This is a genomic window from Idiomarina sp. D18 (assembly GCF_057748155.1).
Genome location: NZ_CM173240.1, coordinates 178,283 through 196,823 on the forward strand (window position 1 = coordinate 178,283; position 18,541 = coordinate 196,823).

The window sequence follows — 18,541 nt, forward strand, 5'->3', positions numbered from 1 at the left end:
CATTGATGATTTCGGTTAGTCCAAATAATGCCAGCGAAAAATTAGACTTGGCGAATTTAACAGACGATCAGCGCGCACTCGAAATTAAAAATTTGAGTCTATACTATGGAGAAGATCGTGCGTTGCACGATATCTCGATGAGTGTCCCTAAACACGGTGTCACTGCATTCATTGGTCCATCTGGCTGTGGTAAATCGACCTTACTGCGCTGCATCAACCGCATGAACGATCTGGTTGAGAGCTGCAAAGTTAAAGGCGATATTTTACTGCACGGTAAAAACATCTATGACAAGGGCGTGGATGTTGCTGCATTACGTCGCCGTATTGGTATGGTGTTCCAGCGACCAAACCCCTTCCCTAAATCGGTATACGAGAACGTGGTCTATGGTTTGCGTTTGCAAGGCATTAAAGATCGCCGTGTACTGGACGAAGCCGTCGAGCGCTCACTCAGAGGGGCGGCATTATGGGATGAGGTAAAAGACCGACTGAATGCGAGTGCCTTCAGTTTATCGGGTGGTCAGCAGCAGCGCTTGGTCATTGCTCGGTCGATCGCGATTGAGCCGGAAATTTTACTGTTAGATGAGCCGACCTCTGCGTTGGACCCTATTTCGACGTTGACGATTGAAGAGCTCATTACCGATTTAAAGCAAAAATATACCGTTGTGATTGTTACGCACAACATGCAGCAAGCGGCGCGTGTGTCTGACCAGACCGCATTTTTGTATATGGGTGAGCTCATTGAATATGCCAACACCGACACGTTGTTTACCACGCCCATGGAAAAACGTACGGAAGATTACATCACTGGACGGTACGGTTAAGGAGTACAGGCATGGATAAATTAAACATGGGTAAGCACATTTCCAATAAGTTTAACGAGGAATTGGAAGCCGTGCGTAACCGCGTATTGAGTATGGGTGGTTTGGTCGAGCAACAATTAAGCGACGCCATTACGGCGATTCAAACCGCTGATGTTGAATTAGCGGAAAAGGTCCTGAGTAATGACCACAAGGTCAATAAACTCGAAGTCCAAATTGACGAAGAGTGCGTGCACATTATTGCAAAACGTCAGCCTGCGGCCAGTGACTTACGGTTAGTTATTGCCATTATTAAGACGATTGCTGATTTAGAACGAATTGGTGACGAAGCAGAGCGCATCGCTAAAGTGGCGAAGGAAAGCTTCAGTAATGATCAACAGCAGTTGCTGGTCAGCTTAGAGAATTTAGGTCATCAAATTTTGACCATGCTACGTAAAGTACTCGACGCATTTGCCCGGATGGATCTTGATGCTGCTTATGAGGTACACCGCCAAGATGAGCAGGCAGACCGTCAGTATGAGGCACTGACACGTCAATTGATGACTTACATGATGGAAGACTCGCGCTCGATTCCTAAAATCATGAATGTGTTGTGGTCCGCGCGTTCGCTCGAGCGCATGGGCGACCGTTGCCAAAATATTGCCGAATACATCATCTTTTTCGTCAAAGGAAAAGATGTGCGCCATGTCTCGCCCGAGAGCATTGAGCGCACAGTCAAAGGTGACAGAGCCCCTTAGAACAGCTGCCGGGCGCGGATCGTGCCCGGAATTGCCTTCATTTTATCAAGCAATTCGGTGCCACTGTCGGTATCAATATCCATCACGACATAACCAACGTTTTCATCTGTTTGTAGGTACTGGCCCGCTACGTTAATCTCAAAATCACTCAAGATACTGTTGATCGCGTTCATCATACCGGGTTGGTTTTTGTGGATATGCAGTAAACGGCGAGCGGTTGCGTGCTGTGGTAAAGAAACTTCTGGGAAATTTACCGCCGACAGTGTTGAGCCGTTATCAGAGTAGTGCACCAGCTTACCGGCGACTTCGATACCAATATTTTCTTGTGCCTCAACGGTCGAGCCGCCAATATGCGGCGTTAGTAAGCAGTTTTCGATACCACATAACGGAGATTCAAAGAGGTCTTGGTTGCTTTGAGGCTCCACTGGGAATACGTCGATAGCGGCTCCGGCTAAATGACCGCTGGTTAACGCCTCAGCAAGTGCTTCGATATCGACGACGGTGCCGCGAGAAGCATTAATCAGCAAACTATTTGGTTTCATTTTAGCCAGCTGGGCAGAGCCTATCATCCAGCGGGTTGAAGGTGTTTCTGGCACGTGCAAAGTCACCACATCGGCTTTTGCGAGTAGATCATCGAGGCGTTTAATAGAACGCGCATTACCCATCGGTAGCTTGGTCTCGACATCGTAATAGATAACTTGCATACCGAGCTGCTCCGCTAATACGCTCAGTTGGCTACCGATATGACCGTAGCCAACGATACCGAGTATTTTGCCTCGCACCTCGTACGCATGGTTGGCCGACTTCAGCCAGCCTCCCTTATGCGCTTGCGCGTTTTTTTGCGGAATGCCACGCAACAACATAATGGTTTCGGCTAGCACCAATTCAGCGACGCTGCGTGTATTTGAAAACGGTGCATTGAATACGACTACACCGTGCTTTTGTGCGGCTTTTAAGTCGACTTGATTAGTACCAATACAAAAGCATCCAACCGCGATAAGCTTTTCAGCCGCAGCGAACACTTTCTCAGTTAACTGCGTGCGCGAGCGGATACCAATCATGTGTACGTCTTTGATTTTCTCGCACAACTCATCCTCATCGAGTGAGCCTTTGAGGATTTCGAGCTGGTCGTAGCCTTGTTGCTTAAGTAACTCGATGGCGCTGTCATGGACACCTTCGAGTAATAGTACTTTAATTTTGTCTTTTGCGAGTGATGTAACGGCCATTTAGTTTCCCCACGTCAGCTCTTTAACACCCTCTGAGGTTGCCAGTAAGGCAACATCGGCAGAACGGGCTGCAAATAGTCCGTTGGTGACAACACCGACTACATTGTTCAGTTGTTCTTCGAGTTCAACGGCATTTAGGATATCGAGGTTGTGCACATCAAGTATCCAGTTACCGTTGTCGGTGGTCACGCCTTGACGCCAAACAGGATCGCCGCCGAGCTTGACTATTTCACGCGCAACATAGGAACGTGCCATGGGAATCACCTCAACGGGCAACGGAAATGTACCCAGTCGACCGACTAATTTGCTTTCATCAGCGATGCAGACGAACTTTTTGGCAACCGCAGCGACGATTTTCTCACGTGTAAGTGCGGCACCACCGCCTTTAATCATTTGACCGTGTTCGTCAATTTCGTCAGCGCCATCAATATAAACAGGAACCTCGGGGGCGTTGTTCAGTTCGAAAACTTCAATGCCATGTTGTTTGAGCCGTTCGGTTGAGGCGTCGGAGCTTGAGACGGCGCCTTCGATATCGTCTTTGATCTTAGCCAATTCGTCGATAAAGAAGTTGACGGTGGAGCCGGTACCGACGCCCACGATAGCGCCTTTCTCGACATACTTAATGGCAGCTTGCGCGGCTTGTTGTTTTAGCTTATCAGAAGCGGACATAGCGGGGTTCCCATACAAATTGTTGTGATAGTTGATGGCACATCAGTATATCGATTTTGATGACTCATCGCTAAGAAAACTTAGGCTCGTGTTTAAAGGACCAATGTCGTGTCGGTGTGATCACTTCAGGTATCGCCACATCCCACGCTTGTATTGGTAATTGTTCAACATATTGCTCATCGTAGGCGATACCAATCGGTTGCAGTTGAGGTAGTTGACCGGCGCGCCAAGCGGCGAGTGTGCGGTCATAGTACCCACCGCCCATACCTAATCGGTTACCATACGAATCGAACCCAACCAACGGCATAAACATACAACCGATCTTGCTAAGTGGAACCACGTTGTCGACACGCAGCTGTGGCTCTTCTATACCATATCGGTTTTTAGTCAGTCGCGTATCGGGGGTTAACTTTAAAAATAGTAAATGGCCAGGGCTAAATGGATGTAAGACTGGCACCACGGTAGCCATGTTGGCTTGCCACAATGCCTCGATAGCCGGTGTCGTATTGAGCTCGTTGGCAAAACTTAAAAAAATGGCAGCGTATCCCGATGATTGTTGTGCGCGCTCTGCAACACGAGCGGCAACATCGTGGCTAGCTTGCCGTTGCATCGGTTCAGAAATAGCGGCTCGACGTGCTTTTAACTTGCGTCGCCATTCATCTCGGGTCATGCTTACTCCCATCTTTTTAACATGAAACAGAGCATACCTTATGAAAATGATAAAAACGATATGCCTTTTGTGTGGTTTTATCATCGCGTCCAGTGCACTGGCGCAACAAGGACCACCGAAAGCACCTGAGCGTGATCGCGGCGAAGGTCCTTATGAGCGCTTGATCTTGCGCGGAGCGACTTTAGTCACCGGCGAGGGTGCACCTCCTCGGGGACCTGTCGATATCGTGATCGAGAATGATCGGATCGTAAATATCGTCAGTGTCGGACATCCCGGTGTGCCCATTAAATCCGATGGGCGCCCCGAGGCGAGATCGGGTGATAAAGAGATGGACGTTAGTGGTCATTACATCTTACCCGGATTTGTTGATATGCACGCGCATATTGGAGGTTCAGCGGAGGGAATTCCGGCTGAATATGTACTCAAATTATGGCTGGCGCATGGCATTACCACCATCCGTGAGCCCGGTAGCTTTAATGGCTTAGACTGGGTGAAATGGCATCAGCAACGTGCAGCAGATAACCGTATTACTGCACCACGAATTGTACCGTATGTGGGTTTTGGCATGGGACGTGAAGCGCCCATTTATACGGCTGAGCAAGCCCGCGATTGGGTGCGTTATATTAAATCACAGGGCGCAGCAGGGATTAAGTTCTTTGGCGCTTCGCGGCGTGTCATGGAGGCAGCACTCGACGAGGCTAATAAGCAAGGTTTAGGTACCATGATGCATCACGCACAACTGAACGTGAAATCGATGAATGCACTGGATTCAGCGCGACTGGGCCTGACGTCGATGGAGCACTGGTATGGCTTACCCGAAGCATTATTTGAAGACCAAACGATTCAGAACTATCCGGCTGATTATAACTACAACGACGAACAGAATCGTTTTGAAGAGGCCGGGCGCCTCTGGAAACAAGCAGCGGAACCGGGGTCTGAAAAGTGGAATGCGGTGCGTGATGAGTTAATTGAACTCGATTTCACTATCGATCCGACGTTAACCATTTACGAGGCATCACGAGACTTAATGCGTGAGCGTCAAGCAGTATGGCACGAAGATTACACCTTACCGCGCTTATGGGATTTCTTTGAGCCAAGCCGCTATGCACACGGTTCCTATTGGTTTGATTGGACGACGGAAGATGAAATTGCCTGGAAGCATAATTACCAAAAATGGATGACCTTCTTAAATGATTTTCACAACCATGGTGGTCGACTCACGCTGGGTTCTGATGCGGGTTACATTTACAAGATTTACGGCTTTGGCTACATCCGAGAAATGGAGTTGCTGCAAGAGGCGGGGCTCAATCCGCTTGAAGTTATTTATGCGGCTTCTATGGGCGGTGCTGAAGCGCTCAATATGGATGATGATATCGGCAGTGTCGCGATTGGTAAAAAAGCGGACATGGTTATTGTAAAAGAGAATCCGTTAGCGAACTTTAAAGTGCTGTATGGTACAGGCCACTTTAAGCTTAATGAGGATAATCAGCCGATCCGTACGCAGGGCATTCGTTACACCATTAAGGACGGCATTGTTTTTGATGCGCAACAACTGCTCAAGGATGTGCGTGAGATAGTCGCCAAAGAAAAAGCCTCACGAGAATCGTGAGGCTTTAAGCAAACAAAAGGGTGGTTTCCCGGTGACGCCGCCATCTGACGGTAGCCCTTGAACCCATTGGTTCAAGGCGGGGAGCAAGTGGGATCCATCGTAGGCTTCCCGGTGCGTGCCGGGCTTGCTCATGACGGGCCAGTGATCCCCTTAAGTAAAAGCATCGGCTCAGGGACATACGTCTATTAGCGTACGACCCAGGAAACCCTAAACTGTTAGCGCTGCGGGCCGCGTTGAGCGCGTTGTTCGCTCATGGCTTGTTCAATCGTTGCCTGCAGCAATTGAATCTTTTCTTCAAGCTTCGCCGTTTTCGCGGCTTGCTCTTTCTGATCGTTCATCCACTCATGACACAAGTTTAGCGCTGTCATGACGGCAATTTGCTCAACATTGTGCAAATTCGTGCGTTCTTTTGTGTCATTGAGCCGTTCGTTTAACGCATCAGCCGCTTCTTGCAAAGCACTTTCTTGACCTACCGGACAGTTTACCCGATAGCTTCGGTCCAATAAAGTGATGTCCATTGTGCGACTCGTCATGATGCCGACTCCCTGCTACACATTGCGTTAAGTGCATGCTCTGCATGCGTTCTACTGCTTATTATGGCATGCCTTGGCAATGTTTGTCAGCTAGCGAATTGCAAAGCCGAGTGTTAGGATGACAACACCAGATTTTAAATAGAACGATATCTATGACAGCTCGATTTAACTATGATCGCATCTCATCACTGTATGCGCAACATGATGTGACGCCGCAGCCTGCCGAAGTACAAGGGATACTGGTTGGCCTCGTGGCAACAGGTACACAGCCCGATTCCCCCGATCTTGACGGGTTGCTCAGTGACCTGATTTACGACGGTCAACAACTACCTGCGGAACTTGCCAAGTTATTAAAGCAGCAGGCAACGGAAATTCAACATGCTTTGGCTGACCGTGACCTCGGCTTTCAACTGTTGTTGCCGGAAGACAATGCCCCCTTGCAAGAGCGCTTAAATGCGTTAGCGGGCTGGGTGCAATCATTTTTAGTGGGCTTTGGGGTTAACCAAGCGAATATCGCGGCCACCAGCGGTGACTTGCGTGAGGCGCTCGATGACATGATCGAGATCGCCAAGCTGGAGTTTGAAGTTGATGACTCAGAAGAGTCCGAGCGCGCTTACTTTGAAATCGTCGAATATTTACGTGTATCAGCGATGATGTGTTTTACAGAACTCGGTGCACGTGAGCTAGCTCAATCTAAACCCGATTCAAAAACGTTACATTAAGTACAGACTTCATAGGAGCGGCTATGCAACCGGTTATTCCTCAAGATGAGTTTTTACAGCGTCGTGAACGAGTATTATCTCGTATGCCTCAAAATACCGTCGCAATTGTATCGGGACACAGTGAGCTGACGCGTAGCAACGATACAGAGTACCCGTTTCGGCAGAACAGCTACTTTCATTATCTGACTGGGTTTAACGAGCCGGATGCCGTGTTGGTACTGAGTAAAATTGAGGGACAGCCAAGAAGTCTTCTTTTTTGTCAAAATAAAGATCCAGAGGCCGAGGTCTGGCATGGCCTTCGGTTAGGTTTCCACAATGCGATGCATGCGTTGGCGGTCGACGAGGGTCGAGATATTGATAGTTTCGAGGATGATGTCAGCGAACTGCTCAATGGTGCGAGCAGTGTGCTTGTGTTAATGGGTGAAGACAGTGTGCTTGAAGCACAAGTGCGCGATGCCATTGATTTTCTTCGTGCCAATGAGCGCAAAGGGTACGTTGCTCCGCACCGTATTGAGGATTTACGTTCGACATTGGATGCTATGCGGCAATTTAAGTCGACTCAGGAGCTTGCAGTGATGCGTGAAGCAGCGCGTATTAGTAGTGATGCGTTTAAGCGCATCATGAAGTTCTGCAAACCCGGTGCCATGGAATACCAACTTGAAGCGGAATTGCAGCATGAGTTCGCGATGCAAGGCGCGCCCGCGCCTGCCTATGGCATTATCTGTGGTGGCGGTGCCAACGCATGCATTCTGCACTACACCGACAACCGCGATGTTCTACATGACGGAGATTTAGTACTGGTCGATGCGGGGGCAGAGTATCAGGGCTATGCTGCGGACATTACGCGTACGTTTCCGGTTAACGGCCGCTTCTCTGAAGAACAAGCGATGATTTACAACATCGTGTTAAAAGCACAACAAGCGGCATTTGCACACATTAAGCCTGGTGACACACTCAAGGCGGCCACCGAAGCGGCGGCAAAAGTGATCAATGATGAGCTGACTTTATTGGAAATATTGTCGGGTGATGCCGACGAGAACTTCGCCAACAATCGTTGGAAGAAATTCTTTATTCATGGGCTAGGCCACTGGCTCGGGTTAGACGTTCATGATGTGGGTCGCTATAAGTCGACCGATGGCGAGCCGCTTACATTCCAACCCGGTATGGTGCTAACGGTCGAACCGGGCATTTATATTTCACGTGAATCAGGCGTCGATGAACGCTGGCGCGGCATCGGCGTGCGAATCGAAGACGATTTAATTGTGACAGAGGACGGCTTTGAAAACATGACTCAGGCCGTACCAAAAACTATTGAAGAGATAGAGTCTTGGATGCAAAACAAATAACAGCTGACGTTGTCATTGCCGGCGGTAGTTTGGTCGGCGCTCTAACTGGCGTGATGCTGGCGCGACAACGTCCAGATTGGCAGGTCGTGGTATGCGAACCGCGCTTAGAAGGGCCACCGAACGATAAGCGTATTATTGCTTTGGCGGCTGCTTCGGCTGCGCGATTACAGCGGCTTGGCGTATTGGGCGAGCTGACCGATGCGACGCCTATTCGACATATTCATATCAGTGATAAAGGCTACTTAGGCGCGACAGAAATCCATGCAGAGCAAGAGCAGGTGGACGCATTAGGCTATGTGGTATCCGCCGCAGAGCTGGTTAATCGCTTTTATTTAGCCTGTCAGCAACTGGATAACGTCACCTGGTTAGCGGGGGAGTCAGTTGAGCAGTTGCATCATGAGACGGATAAAGTGCAGGTTGAGACCGCAAGCGGCGTACTCATCGATACTCAGCTCGTGATTGGTGCGGACGGGCAAAACTCAAAGATCCGCTCGCTCTGTCGATTGCCCTGGCAAGTTGAGGATTACCAACAAATTGGCTGTATCAGCACCGTTAAACTCGATCGTGATTTGCAAGGTTGGGCTTACGAACGCTTTACCGAGTTTGGTCCCATGGCTCTCCTGCCCATGGCAAACCAACAGGCATCACTTGTGTGGACCTTCAATCCGGAACAGGCCGAAACCGCGAAACAATGGAGTAGCGCGGAGTTTTTGACACGCTGTCAGCGTGCGTTTGGCTATCGGGCAGGGCGCCTGACAGCCCGTTCAGAGCCGGTGTTCTATCCGCTTCAGCTTAAAAAGGCCTTGCGCTCGACCTATCATCGAACGGTGATTATCGGCAATGCATCGCACGCGCTGCACCCGATCGCCGGTCAGGGCTTTAATCTTGGCTTACGCGACGTGGAGTGCCTTGTACAGGAACTTTCAGCAGTGCTAGACCCGGGAACATTTGCCGTGCTTGATGCTTATCAGCAGTCACGCACAAGGGATTATGACGCTATCATTAACTTGACGGACGGCCTAGTGCGGGGGTTTTCAAATACTAACCGTTTAATGGTGGTGCCACGCAATTTAGCCTTAATGACGTTACAGCACTGCGCACCGCTGCGTAGTCGCTTTGCACGACTGACCATGGGAATGAAGTCATGAATTACGATGTTATTGTGATTGGCGGCGGCATGATCGGCCTCACTATGGCACTCGGCCTAAAGCAACAAGGTCGCTCGGTGATGGTGATTGAACAGCATGAACAGCCGGCATTACCCAATGAGTTAGAATTGCGTGTTAGCGCACTTAATCATCGCAGCCGAGCCTTGCTCGATGAGTTAGGTGTCTGGCCGTTGGTCAGTGACTTTCGTATCGGCCCCTACACCGATATGCATGTATGGGATAAAGACAGCCCGGCCGACATTCATTTTTCCGCGACCGAAGCCAATGCAGATGACTTAGGCGCGATTACTGAAAACCGTGTACTCGAACATTTTTTGTGGCAACGCGCAGAAGCCGCCGGTGTTGTGATTACGAAAACCGCACAATGGCGCTTGCGTGATTGCGGCAGTGCACAGCAGGCGGCAGAAATTGAGTACGGAGAGCAACAACGCGCGCAAGCCCAATTGATTATTGGCGCCGACGGCGGGCGCTCGCGACTGCGCCAACAAGCCGGTTTAACGGTACGGTTTTGGGATTACGAGCAAGTGGGTGTGGTCGCGAACCTGCGGATGGAGAAACCGCACAACGGTGTTGCGCGCCAAGTGTTCTTACCCACCGGGCCTTTGGCCTTATTGCCAACCCCGGACACTGATGTCGTATCTATCGTTTGGAGTATGGATAGCTCACTGGCGCAGGCTCGCTTAGCCAATAAGTCCCAGCTGGCGCCGTTTGTAACGGCCGAAAGTGGACGTTGCTTAGGTGAAGCTGAGCTGATTTCCGATGTAAAAGGCTTTCCTCTGCGTATGCAATATGCACAACAGTGGCACGCGCAACGCGTTGTATTGGTAGGCGATGCCGCGCACACCATTCATCCCCTGGCGGGACAAGGTGCTAATTTAGGGTTTGCGGATTGCGTTTGCCTATTGGAGAACCTACAGCAGCGTGAGTTAGCGGATCTGAGTAGCCTGACTCGTAGCCTAGGGCGTTATCAACGCGAACGTAAAGCCGATACGCAAACGATGATTGCAGCGATGGAGCTGTTCAAACGAGGCTTCGGCACGTCTAATCCGTGGATAAAGGCGGTTCGTTCGCTGGGATTCCTTGCCGCAGAGCGTATTACGCCAATTAAACAAAAATTGGCAGAAGTTGCGCTCGGTCGCTAAGCGCGCGGTTAAATACGTGCGCTTAGGTATTCGGCAAGCTGTTTTGCTGCGGATGACGCACGACTATCTAAGCGTAATACGATATTAATATCGCCTGGCGAAGGTAAGCGTTCCTTCAACTGTGGACTACTGATTAAGCTTTGGCTATCCGGAATGGTACTTTTGGCGAGCACCGTAACACCTAAGTTACTATTTAGGGCGGCGGTTAAGCCGGAGTAGTCTGAGTTGGTATAGCTAATGCGATAATCAATACGTGCACGCTGCAACGCTTGTTCAGCCCGTTTACGATAGATACAGCCCTCCGGTGCAACAACCAATGGTAGCGGGCGTTGCTCAAATGCAGCGGGTGTGCCCACCCAGACTAAGGCATCATTTTGTAGCAGCATGTCATTGGGGTTACGTTGTTCCCTGAGCGCCAAAATCATATCAAAACGTTCACCTAAGCCCGCGAAGAGATCCTTGCTCAATGCCGAGGTGACCTGCAATGCGATTTGTGGATAAACCTGCGCGAACTGACCCAGCACGTTGGGTAACAAGCTCGAAGCGAATTCGCTGGTAATTCCCAGTCGGATATCACCGGATACCGCCTGCGGCTGAAACTGCGCGAGTAGTTGCTCATGTAAACTAATAATACGTTGCGCATAATCGTAAACGCGCTCGCCATCGGGGGTGAGCGATAACCGTTGTCCTTGGCGCTGCAATAATTCAGCCCCTAATTGTTGCTCCAGTTTTTTGATTTGGATCGAGATGGCCGGTTGTGAGCGACCTAAACGTTCGCCGGCAGCGGTAATACCGCCAAACTCAATCACTGCAACGAAACTTCGCAGGGCATCCGTAGATAAATGTTTCATAAATTAAATGGTTAAATAGTTAACGTTTCGGGTATTTAAAAAATAAATGCAATTATAAGCATTATTGATTTTAAACTTAAGTGCAAGACGCCTATAATTTGCGCCCATATTACTGGCTAAATTTAAAGCAAAAGGATGTCTTATGGGCAGCAGAACTCCGCTCTATGATGCGCACGTCGAAGCCGGCGCAAAAATGGTCGATTTTCACGGTTGGGATATGCCGTTGAACTATGGCTCACAAATTGAAGAGCACCACGCCGTTCGCCGCTCTTGCGGCATGTTCGACGTATCGCACATGACCATTGTTGATGTAGCGGGGCAGCAAGCTCAAGCGTTCTTACGCTACTTGTTAGTCAACGACGTTGCTAAATTAAAAACCGAAGGCAAGGCGCAGTACACCAGCATGCTCAACGAGCAGGGCGGCGTCATTGATGACCTCATCGTTTATCATTTTAGCGACACCTCATACCGTTTGGTGGTTAACTCAGCCACCCGCGAACGTGACCTCGGTTGGATCGAAAAAGTCGCGGCTGATTTTGATGTCACCATTAACGAGCGTGACGACATGGCGATGCTCGCTGTGCAAGGCCCCGAGTCAGAAGCTAAGTTAAACGCCGTGTTGAGCAACGAAGACTTCGCAACCATCGAAGGCATGAAGCCTTTCTTAGGTAAGCAAGTGGGCGATTTATTTATCGCTACCACTGGCTACACGGGCGAAAAAGGTTACGAAATTATTGTGCCAGCCGAGCAAGTTAATGATTTGTGGAAGCAACTACTCGCTGCTGACGTAGCCCCCTGTGGTTTAGGTGCGCGCGATACATTGCGTTTAGAAGCCGGTATGAACCTTTACGGACAAGACATGGATGAGTCGGTCACCCCACTTGAGTCAAATATGGGCTGGAGTGTTGCATTTGAACCGACTGACCGCGACTTTATTGGCCGCCAAGCGCTTGAACAACAAAAACAAGCCGGTCACCACAAACTGGTTGGCTTGGTGATGGAAGACAAAGGCGTCTTGCGCCACGGTCTGAAAGTGATCGTTGATGGTGGCGAGGGTGTCATCACTTCTGGTACATTCTCACCATCACTTGGTTTTTCAATCGCAATGGCACGCGTGCCTGCGAACGTGGGTGATACCGCACAAGTTGAGATGCGCAAAAAACAGGTCACTGTGAAGGTTGTTAAACCTGCATTCGTGCGAAACGGTCAATCTGTTTTATAATAGCGTCAGAATTTAGTTAAATAGTCAGACAACCTGCCAGCGGCAGTTGGATTGAGAAGGATAGAGTTATGAGCAACATTCCAGCGGATCTTAAATATGCGTCAACTCACGAGTGGGTACGTGATGAAGGCGATGGCACTTTCACTATCGGTATCACCGAGCACGCGCAAGACCTTTTGGGCGACATGGTGTTTGTTGAGTTACCTGAAGTGGGTGACAAAGTGTCAGTCGGCGATGACGTAGCGGTTGCGGAGTCTGTTAAAGCAGCTTCAGACATCTACGCACCGATTAGCGGTGAAGTTATCGCGATTAATGAAGACCTTGAAGACGCGCCAGAAAACGTCAACAACGACCCGTATGGCGACGGTTGGTTGTTCCGCATTAAAGCGGAAGACAGCGGTGAGCTAGGTAACTTGCTCGACGCCGACGCGTATGAAGCGTCTATCGACGAAGATTAAGCGTTAATGTAACGCCACAAGGAAAGTGAAGGACCCCGGCATGCTCCGGGGTTCCGTGTTTTTTTGCACTGTTCGATTCCCAATTTGTACGAGGCCGAGGTAAATGACCAGTACTACCCTTACGCAGTTAGAACATCACGATGAATTTATTGGCCGTCACATCGGTCCTAGTCATGATGAGCAGCAAGCCATGCTCAAAGAGCTTGGCGTAGATACTTTAGAAGCGTTGACCAAAGATACGGTTCCAGGCTCTATTTTACGCGACCCCTTTTTAAAAGTCGGCGAGCCTAAAACTGAGCGTGAAGCATTGGCTGAACTCAAAGCCATTGCGAAAAAGAACCAGATCTTTACCTCGTACATTGGTATGGGTTACTACGATACGGTAACGCCCAACGTTATTTTGCGTAACGTATTAGAAAACCCAGGTTGGTATACCGCATACACGCCTTACCAGCCCGAAATCGCACAAGGTCGTTTGGAAGCCTTATTGAACTTCCAACAAATGACCATGGATCTAACCGGTTTGGATCTTGCGAGTGCCTCATTGCTTGATGAAGCAACGGCAGCTGCCGAAGCAATGGCGATGGCGAAGCGGGTATCGAAAAACAAAAAATCAAACGCGTTTTACATTGCGGACAACGTGTACACGCAAACCATCGACGTGGTTAAAACACGTGCTGAATACTTCGGCTTTGACATTATTGTCGGCCCGGCGCGTGAAGCATCTGACCACGATGTGTTTGGTGCGCTATTACAGTACCCCGACAAAACCGGCGAACTGCACAACATTGAACAGTTGATTGGCGAGCTGCAAGAGAGGAAGGCGATTGTTTCGGTGGCTTCCGATCTGATGAGCTTGTTGATGCTGAAATCTCCGGGCGAAATGGGTGCGGATATCGTATTTGGTAACGCACAACGCTTTGGTGTACCAATGGGCTATGGCGGTCCACACGCCGCATTCTTTGCAACTCGTGATAAGTTCAAACGTTCATTGCCCGGTCGTATCATTGGTGTGTCTAAAGACTCACGTGGTCGCCCTGCGTTGCGTATGGCAATGCAAACCCGCGAACAGCACATCCGTCGCGAGAAGGCTAACTCGAACATCTGTACCGCGCAGGTATTACTGGCCAACATGGCGTCGTTTTATGCGGTGTACCATGGGCCACAAGGTTTGCGTCGCATTGCTAACCGTATCCATCGATTAACTGACATCGTAGCCTTGGGTATGCAGGATAAAGGCGTTCAAATCAGCAACGCGCATTGGTTTGATACGCTGACTTTTGAGATGAAAGAGAACGCGACCGACGTGTTGGCGCGCGCTAAAGCGGCTGGCATTAACCTGCGTAATGACGGTGAAGCCGTGTTTGGTATCAGCATGGATGAAGCCAAAACACGTGCAGACGTTGAAGTATTATTTAACGTCTTGTTCGGTGATGACCATGGACTGGATGTTGAAGTCCTCGATAGCCGCGTAGCGAGCAAAGAAGTCGAATCAATTCCAGCGCAATTGGTACGCGAATCGGACTACCTAACGCACCCAGTATTTAACGAGTATCACTCAGAAACCGAGATGCTGCGTTACATCAAAAAGCTGGAAAACAAAGATTTAGCATTGAACCACTCAATGATCTCATTGGGTTCATGCACCATGAAGCTGAACGCCACCGCTGAAATGATTCCAGTGACTTGGCCTGAGTTTGCTCAGTTGCACCCATTCTGCCCTGTCGAGCAAGCGCAAGGCTACGCAGAAATGATTTCGTCGTTGTCTGAGTGGTTGGTTGATATCACCGGTTACGATGCGCTTTCAATGCAACCGAACTCAGGTGCGCAGGGTGAATATGCCGGCTTATTGGCAATCCAGAAATACCACGAAAGCCGCGGCGAAGGTCACCGTAATATCTGCTTGATCCCAAGCTCAGCGCACGGTACTAACCCGGCTTCAGCACAGATGATGAACATGAAAGTGGTCGTGGTTGATTGCGATAAAAACGGTAACGTGGACATGGCAGATCTGAAAGCTAAAGCCGAAGAGGCGGGCGACCACCTGTCATGCATCATGGTGACCTACCCATCGACACACGGTGTGTATGAAGAAGGCATCCGTGAAATTTGCGAGCTGGTACACGAGTTTGGTGGCCAAGTTTACATGGACGGTGCCAATATGAACGCGCAGGTGGGTGTTACTTCTCCAGGCTACATTGGCTCGGATGTATCGCACTTAAACCTACATAAGACCTTCTGCATCCCACACGGTGGTGGTGGTCCAGGTATGGGCCCGATTGGCGTGAAAGAGCACTTAAAGCCGTTCTTGCCAAACCACAGCATCATTAACTTGAAGACCACTGAGTTGGGCAATGGCGCAGTATCAGCAGCCCCTTATGGTAGCGCAAGCATTTTGCCTATTTCTTGGATGTACATCGCGATGATGGGCGGTCGTGGCTTACGTGAAGCGTCAGAAACTGCGATTCTGAATGCTAACTACGTTGCTGAAAAACTCAGCAAGCACTTCAAGATCTTGTACCGTGGTCGTAACAACCGTGTCGCGCACGAGTGTATTATCGACTTGCGCCAAATGAAAGAAGACGCCGGTATCGCCGAGATTGACGTGGCGAAACGCTTGCAGGATTACGGCTTCCACTCACCAACGATGAGCTTCCCAGTTGCGGGTACCATCATGGTTGAGCCAACCGAATCTGAATCTAAAGCAGAACTCGATCGCTTTATTGAAGCGTTGGTTTGCATCAAGCAAGAAGCTGACAAAATCGCAGCAGGTGAGTGGCCGCAAGACAACAACCCGTTGGTTAACGCACCACACACGCTAGCCGATATCACCGATGCTGAGTGGGACCGTCCTTACGACCGTCACACCGCAACTTATCCGGTTGAAGCGGTAAGCTATGACAAGTTCTGGCCAACCGTTAACCGTATCGATGACGTATATGGCGACCGTAACCTGATGTGCTCATGCCCGAGTATTGAAGAGTATCGGTAAGTTGGAATAAATTTTGTTCCAATCAACCAAAAAAGCGAACTTCCGGGTTCGCTTTTTTTATGCCTGACGCAGAGCTTTGCATAAATCTTACCGGGTCTTTACAGAAGCCGTTGATCGAATCGCGTATGCTACGCGCGGTTCAATTAAGTGGAGATAATAATGAAATACGTATGGCTTGGTATGGTTTCGCTATTGATGTCGGCGTGTAGTTCTATTCCAAAGCATAGCCCAGCGCATTTGGTGGGTCAGGTAGAGACTGGTAAGGCGTCTTATTATGCGATGAAGTATCAATTTCGCACCACCGCCAGTGGCGAGCGTTACAGCCATTTTGACGATACCGCGGCGCATAAAACCTTGCCGTTCGGCACCTTGGTGCGTGTGACCAATCTCGCCAGTGGTGAGTCAGTGGTGGTGAAGATCAATGACCGGGGCCCCTTTATCAAAGGACGTATTATTGATCTTTCACGTTCCGCTTTTGGCGAAATCGCTGACCTCGATGTCGGTATCATTGATGTAAAAATGCAAGTGATTACTGACTAACTAAAGCACATGCCAGGGCTCTGCGCGCAAAACGTCGCGGAGCTCTTCCTCGTAGCTCGGTTTAAGATGTGTTATCCAGATGCTATGTGGCGGCTTTTCGAGTTGCTCTAATAGGCGGCTAACTAATGACGGCGTCATGTGCTGGGTTTTGATCGCTACTTCTTCGAGCCTGTCAGGGAACGAACATTCCACCATCAGTGTGCTAATGGGGGGTAATTCGTTGAGCTTTGAGACAAGGGCGTCGGTCACGATGCAATCGGCACAAAACACAAAATGTGAGTGTTCACTGACTTTGGGTTGTTGCACTGCGTAACCAATGGTGGGTATGGCGTGTGGCACTTCGAACGCGGTGAGCGTCATGCCTTGATGCTCAATGACTTGGCCTGGATTAATCTCAACTAACTCGAGCATGGGCGTTCCGTTATCTTGCACCTGAGTAAAGTCGGGCCAAATATCATTATTAAAAATATGCTGTTTAAGGCGCTCTAAGCTGTGGGCGAGGCCATACACTTTGAGCGGTAAACGACTTTGGTCAAACAGGTTACTGACGAAGGTGGGTAGCGCCGCTATATGATCCATGTGGGCATGGGTCAAAAAGATATGGCGAATGGCTTTCATCTCGCTGAGTTGTAACGACGATAAGCCAGTTCCGGCATCGATGAGCGTTTCACCGTTTAATTGGATGCAGGTTGAGCCTTTTTGCGGGTTACCGCTGAGCCCACCGCTACTGCCTAGCACTCGAAACATTGCACACCTGTTATAAAAAGAGGACACTTATCGTTACAACTATAGTATCGATTTAATTGTCAGTTCGAAATAGGATTCGTTAGGATTATTCCAGACAACTCGAAGGAGAATGACATGATAAAAACAACAACCGCAACTATCCAAGGTCATGAAGTAGAACAGTATCTCGATATTGTGGTAGGTGAGGCGATCTTAGGTGCCAATGTATTCAAAGATATTTTTGGTGCGGTACGCGATATCGTCGGCGGCCGCGCTGGCGCTTATGAACGTGAGATGACTCGGGCGCGCGAAATTGCGTTTGCAGAGGTTGAAGAAAAAGCCAAGTTATTAGGCGCTGATGCGGTGATTGGCATTGATATCGACTATGAAGTGGTTGGTCAAAAAGGTGCTATGATGATGGTCAGCGTCAGCGGTACCGCCGTTAAACTTAAAAAATAAGGAGCAACAGTGCAGACATCAACACCCGATCACACGTCCGCAAAACAAGCGATGACGCCACAACTGGTGGTGGTATCGATTTTTTGGCTGGGTTTACTGTTGGTGGCAAGCTGGGTTAAGCCCGATTACAGCCACATGAGCCAGTACATCAGCGAAATTAATGCTACCGGCACAACGGCAGCTGGCGTGCTGGGCTGGGTCGGCTTTGTACCCTTTGCGATTGTGGTGTTAAGTTTCTTGGTGTCTGCGCGTAGCCGAGTACGTGTTGAGGGTATCAGTGCACTCGGCTACGCATTACTGTTCTTTTACCCCTTTGCTTATTTGGGCGCAGCGCTTGCGCCTTGCGATGCCGGTTGTCCGATTGACGGTTCGGCATCGCAAACGATTCACAATTGGATCGGTATTCTAAGTTACTTGGGCTTTGCCGCCGGTACGTTGTTGCTCGCCTTTACCCCTCGCGCGCATTGGGCGTTGCGAATTGTTTTTGTGTTATTGGCGATCATTATCGGGTTAGGCTTTTTCATCATGCCAACCGAAAACCTCGAACCCGTTCGAGGCGCAATTCAACGGTACCTCGAAATTGCCCAGTTAGCTGTATTCTGGCTACTACTTGGAATCACCCGTAAACACTCCTCAAACGAATAGAGGGCAG

19 protein-coding genes and 1 other RNA gene are annotated in these 18,541 nt (G+C 49.6%); 13 read left to right on the forward strand and 7 right to left on the reverse strand.

What is annotated here, in order from left to right; translation table 11 throughout:
• Positions 1-5 precede the first annotated feature (5 nt).
• Positions 6-821, forward strand: coding sequence for a phosphate ABC transporter ATP-binding protein PstB (gene pstB, locus AC3AP5_RS00795; protein WP_286681659.1), 816 nt, complete (start codon positions 6-8; stop codon positions 819-821).
• Positions 822-832: 11 nt separating this feature from the next.
• Positions 833-1,555 carry a phosphate signaling complex protein PhoU gene (phoU, locus tag AC3AP5_RS00800; RefSeq protein ID WP_006956334.1) on the forward strand — a complete coding sequence of 241 codons (723 nt, stop codon included), beginning with the start codon at positions 833-835 and terminating at the stop codon, positions 1,553-1,555.
• On the opposite strand, the gene serA is transcribed toward phoU, so the two are convergent.
• From serA to AC3AP5_RS00815, 3 genes are all read right to left on the reverse strand, one after another.
• Positions 1,552-2,781: a phosphoglycerate dehydrogenase gene (serA, locus tag AC3AP5_RS00805; protein ID WP_487326900.1), complete on the reverse strand. Its 1,230-nt coding sequence runs from the start codon at positions 2,779-2,781 to the stop codon at positions 1,552-1,554. The two genes, phoU and serA, sit on opposite strands and share 4 nt — an antisense overlap.
• Positions 2,782-3,450, reverse strand: a complete 669-nt coding sequence (gene rpiA, locus AC3AP5_RS00810; protein ID WP_286681661.1) for a ribose-5-phosphate isomerase RpiA — start codon at positions 3,448-3,450, stop codon at positions 2,782-2,784.
• Between the two features lie 70 nt (positions 3,451-3,520).
• A complete protein-coding gene (locus AC3AP5_RS00815; protein WP_286681662.1) occupies positions 3,521-4,120 on the reverse strand; it encodes a 5-formyltetrahydrofolate cyclo-ligase in 600 nt (199 codons plus the stop codon).
• 40 nt (positions 4,121-4,160) lie between these two features.
• On the opposite strand from AC3AP5_RS00815, the gene AC3AP5_RS00820 reads away from it, so the two are divergent.
• On the forward strand, positions 4,161-5,729 hold the full coding sequence (locus tag AC3AP5_RS00820) for an amidohydrolase family protein (RefSeq protein WP_286681663.1): 1,569 nt from the start codon (positions 4,161-4,163) through the stop codon (positions 5,727-5,729).
• Positions 5,730-5,750: 21 nt separating this feature from the next.
• Here AC3AP5_RS00820 and ssrS read toward each other — a convergent pair.
• Both ssrS and zapA read right to left on the reverse strand, forming a co-directional pair.
• A non-coding RNA gene (gene ssrS, locus AC3AP5_RS00825) (6S RNA) lies at positions 5,751-5,936 on the reverse strand.
• 8 nt (positions 5,937-5,944) lie between these two features.
• A complete protein-coding gene (zapA, locus tag AC3AP5_RS00830; RefSeq protein WP_006956329.1) occupies positions 5,945-6,262 on the reverse strand; it encodes a cell division protein ZapA in 318 nt (105 codons plus the stop codon).
• 152 nt (positions 6,263-6,414) lie between these two features.
• On the opposite strand from zapA, the gene AC3AP5_RS00835 reads away from it, so the two are divergent.
• Genes AC3AP5_RS00835 through AC3AP5_RS00850 form a run of 4 tightly spaced genes read left to right on the forward strand, consistent with a single transcriptional unit; the run spans position 6,415 to position 10,641 of the window.
• Positions 6,415-6,984 (forward strand): UPF0149 family protein, encoded by a 570-nt coding sequence (locus AC3AP5_RS00835; RefSeq protein WP_006956328.1) that lies wholly within the window; start codon positions 6,415-6,417, stop codon positions 6,982-6,984.
• Between the two features lie 23 nt (positions 6,985-7,007).
• Positions 7,008-8,330 carry a Xaa-Pro aminopeptidase gene (pepP, locus tag AC3AP5_RS00840; RefSeq protein ID WP_272978352.1) on the forward strand — a complete coding sequence of 441 codons (1,323 nt, stop codon included), beginning with the start codon at positions 7,008-7,010 and terminating at the stop codon, positions 8,328-8,330.
• Entirely contained in the window at positions 8,312-9,478 is a 1,167-nt protein-coding gene (gene ubiH / locus AC3AP5_RS00845; RefSeq protein WP_487326901.1) for a 2-octaprenyl-6-methoxyphenyl hydroxylase, read from the forward strand. Before pepP ends, ubiH begins: the two co-directional genes overlap by 19 nt.
• The gene (locus tag AC3AP5_RS00850; protein ID WP_487326902.1) at positions 9,475-10,641 is read left to right on the forward strand and encodes an FAD-dependent oxidoreductase; all 1,167 of its coding nucleotides are present in this window, start codon (positions 9,475-9,477) and stop codon (positions 10,639-10,641) included. The genes ubiH and AC3AP5_RS00850 overlap by 4 nt, the downstream gene beginning before the upstream one ends.
• An 8-nt stretch (positions 10,642-10,649) precedes the next feature.
• Here AC3AP5_RS00850 and AC3AP5_RS00855 read toward each other — a convergent pair whose 3' ends face one another.
• Positions 10,650-11,492, reverse strand: coding sequence for a LysR family transcriptional regulator (locus tag AC3AP5_RS00855; protein WP_006956322.1), 843 nt, complete (start codon positions 11,490-11,492; stop codon positions 10,650-10,652).
• Positions 11,493-11,634: 142 nt separating this feature from the next.
• Here AC3AP5_RS00855 and gcvT point away from each other — a divergent pair, with 142 nt between their 5' ends.
• From gcvT to AC3AP5_RS00875, 4 genes are all read left to right on the forward strand, one after another.
• Entirely contained in the window at positions 11,635-12,714 is a 1,080-nt protein-coding gene (gcvT, locus tag AC3AP5_RS00860; protein WP_487326903.1) for a glycine cleavage system aminomethyltransferase GcvT, read from the forward strand.
• Positions 12,715-12,782: 68 nt separating this feature from the next.
• Positions 12,783-13,172: a glycine cleavage system protein GcvH gene (gene gcvH / locus AC3AP5_RS00865; protein ID WP_006956317.1), complete on the forward strand. Its 390-nt coding sequence runs from the start codon at positions 12,783-12,785 to the stop codon at positions 13,170-13,172.
• A gap of 103 nt (positions 13,173-13,275) precedes the next feature.
• Positions 13,276-16,164, forward strand: a complete 2,889-nt coding sequence (gcvP, locus tag AC3AP5_RS00870) for an aminomethyl-transferring glycine dehydrogenase (protein WP_487326904.1) — start codon at positions 13,276-13,278, stop codon at positions 16,162-16,164.
• Between the two features lie 159 nt (positions 16,165-16,323).
• Positions 16,324-16,704, forward strand: a complete 381-nt coding sequence (locus tag AC3AP5_RS00875) for a septal ring lytic transglycosylase RlpA family protein (RefSeq protein WP_272978032.1) — start codon at positions 16,324-16,326, stop codon at positions 16,702-16,704.
• On the opposite strand, the gene AC3AP5_RS00880 is transcribed toward AC3AP5_RS00875, so the two are convergent.
• A complete protein-coding gene (locus AC3AP5_RS00880) occupies positions 16,705-17,451 on the reverse strand; it encodes a 3',5'-cyclic-nucleotide phosphodiesterase (RefSeq protein ID WP_272978033.1) in 747 nt (248 codons plus the stop codon).
• A gap of 114 nt (positions 17,452-17,565) precedes the next feature.
• Between AC3AP5_RS00880 and AC3AP5_RS00885 the strand changes: the two genes are divergently transcribed.
• Both AC3AP5_RS00885 and AC3AP5_RS00890 read left to right on the forward strand, forming a co-directional pair.
• Positions 17,566-17,889 (forward strand): heavy metal-binding domain-containing protein, encoded by a 324-nt coding sequence (locus AC3AP5_RS00885; protein WP_006956310.1) that lies wholly within the window; start codon positions 17,566-17,568, stop codon positions 17,887-17,889.
• Positions 17,890-17,898: 9 nt separating this feature from the next.
• Positions 17,899-18,534 (forward strand): DUF998 domain-containing protein, encoded by a 636-nt coding sequence (locus tag AC3AP5_RS00890; protein WP_006956308.1) that lies wholly within the window; start codon positions 17,899-17,901, stop codon positions 18,532-18,534.
• The last annotated feature ends 7 nt before the right edge of the window (positions 18,535-18,541 follow it).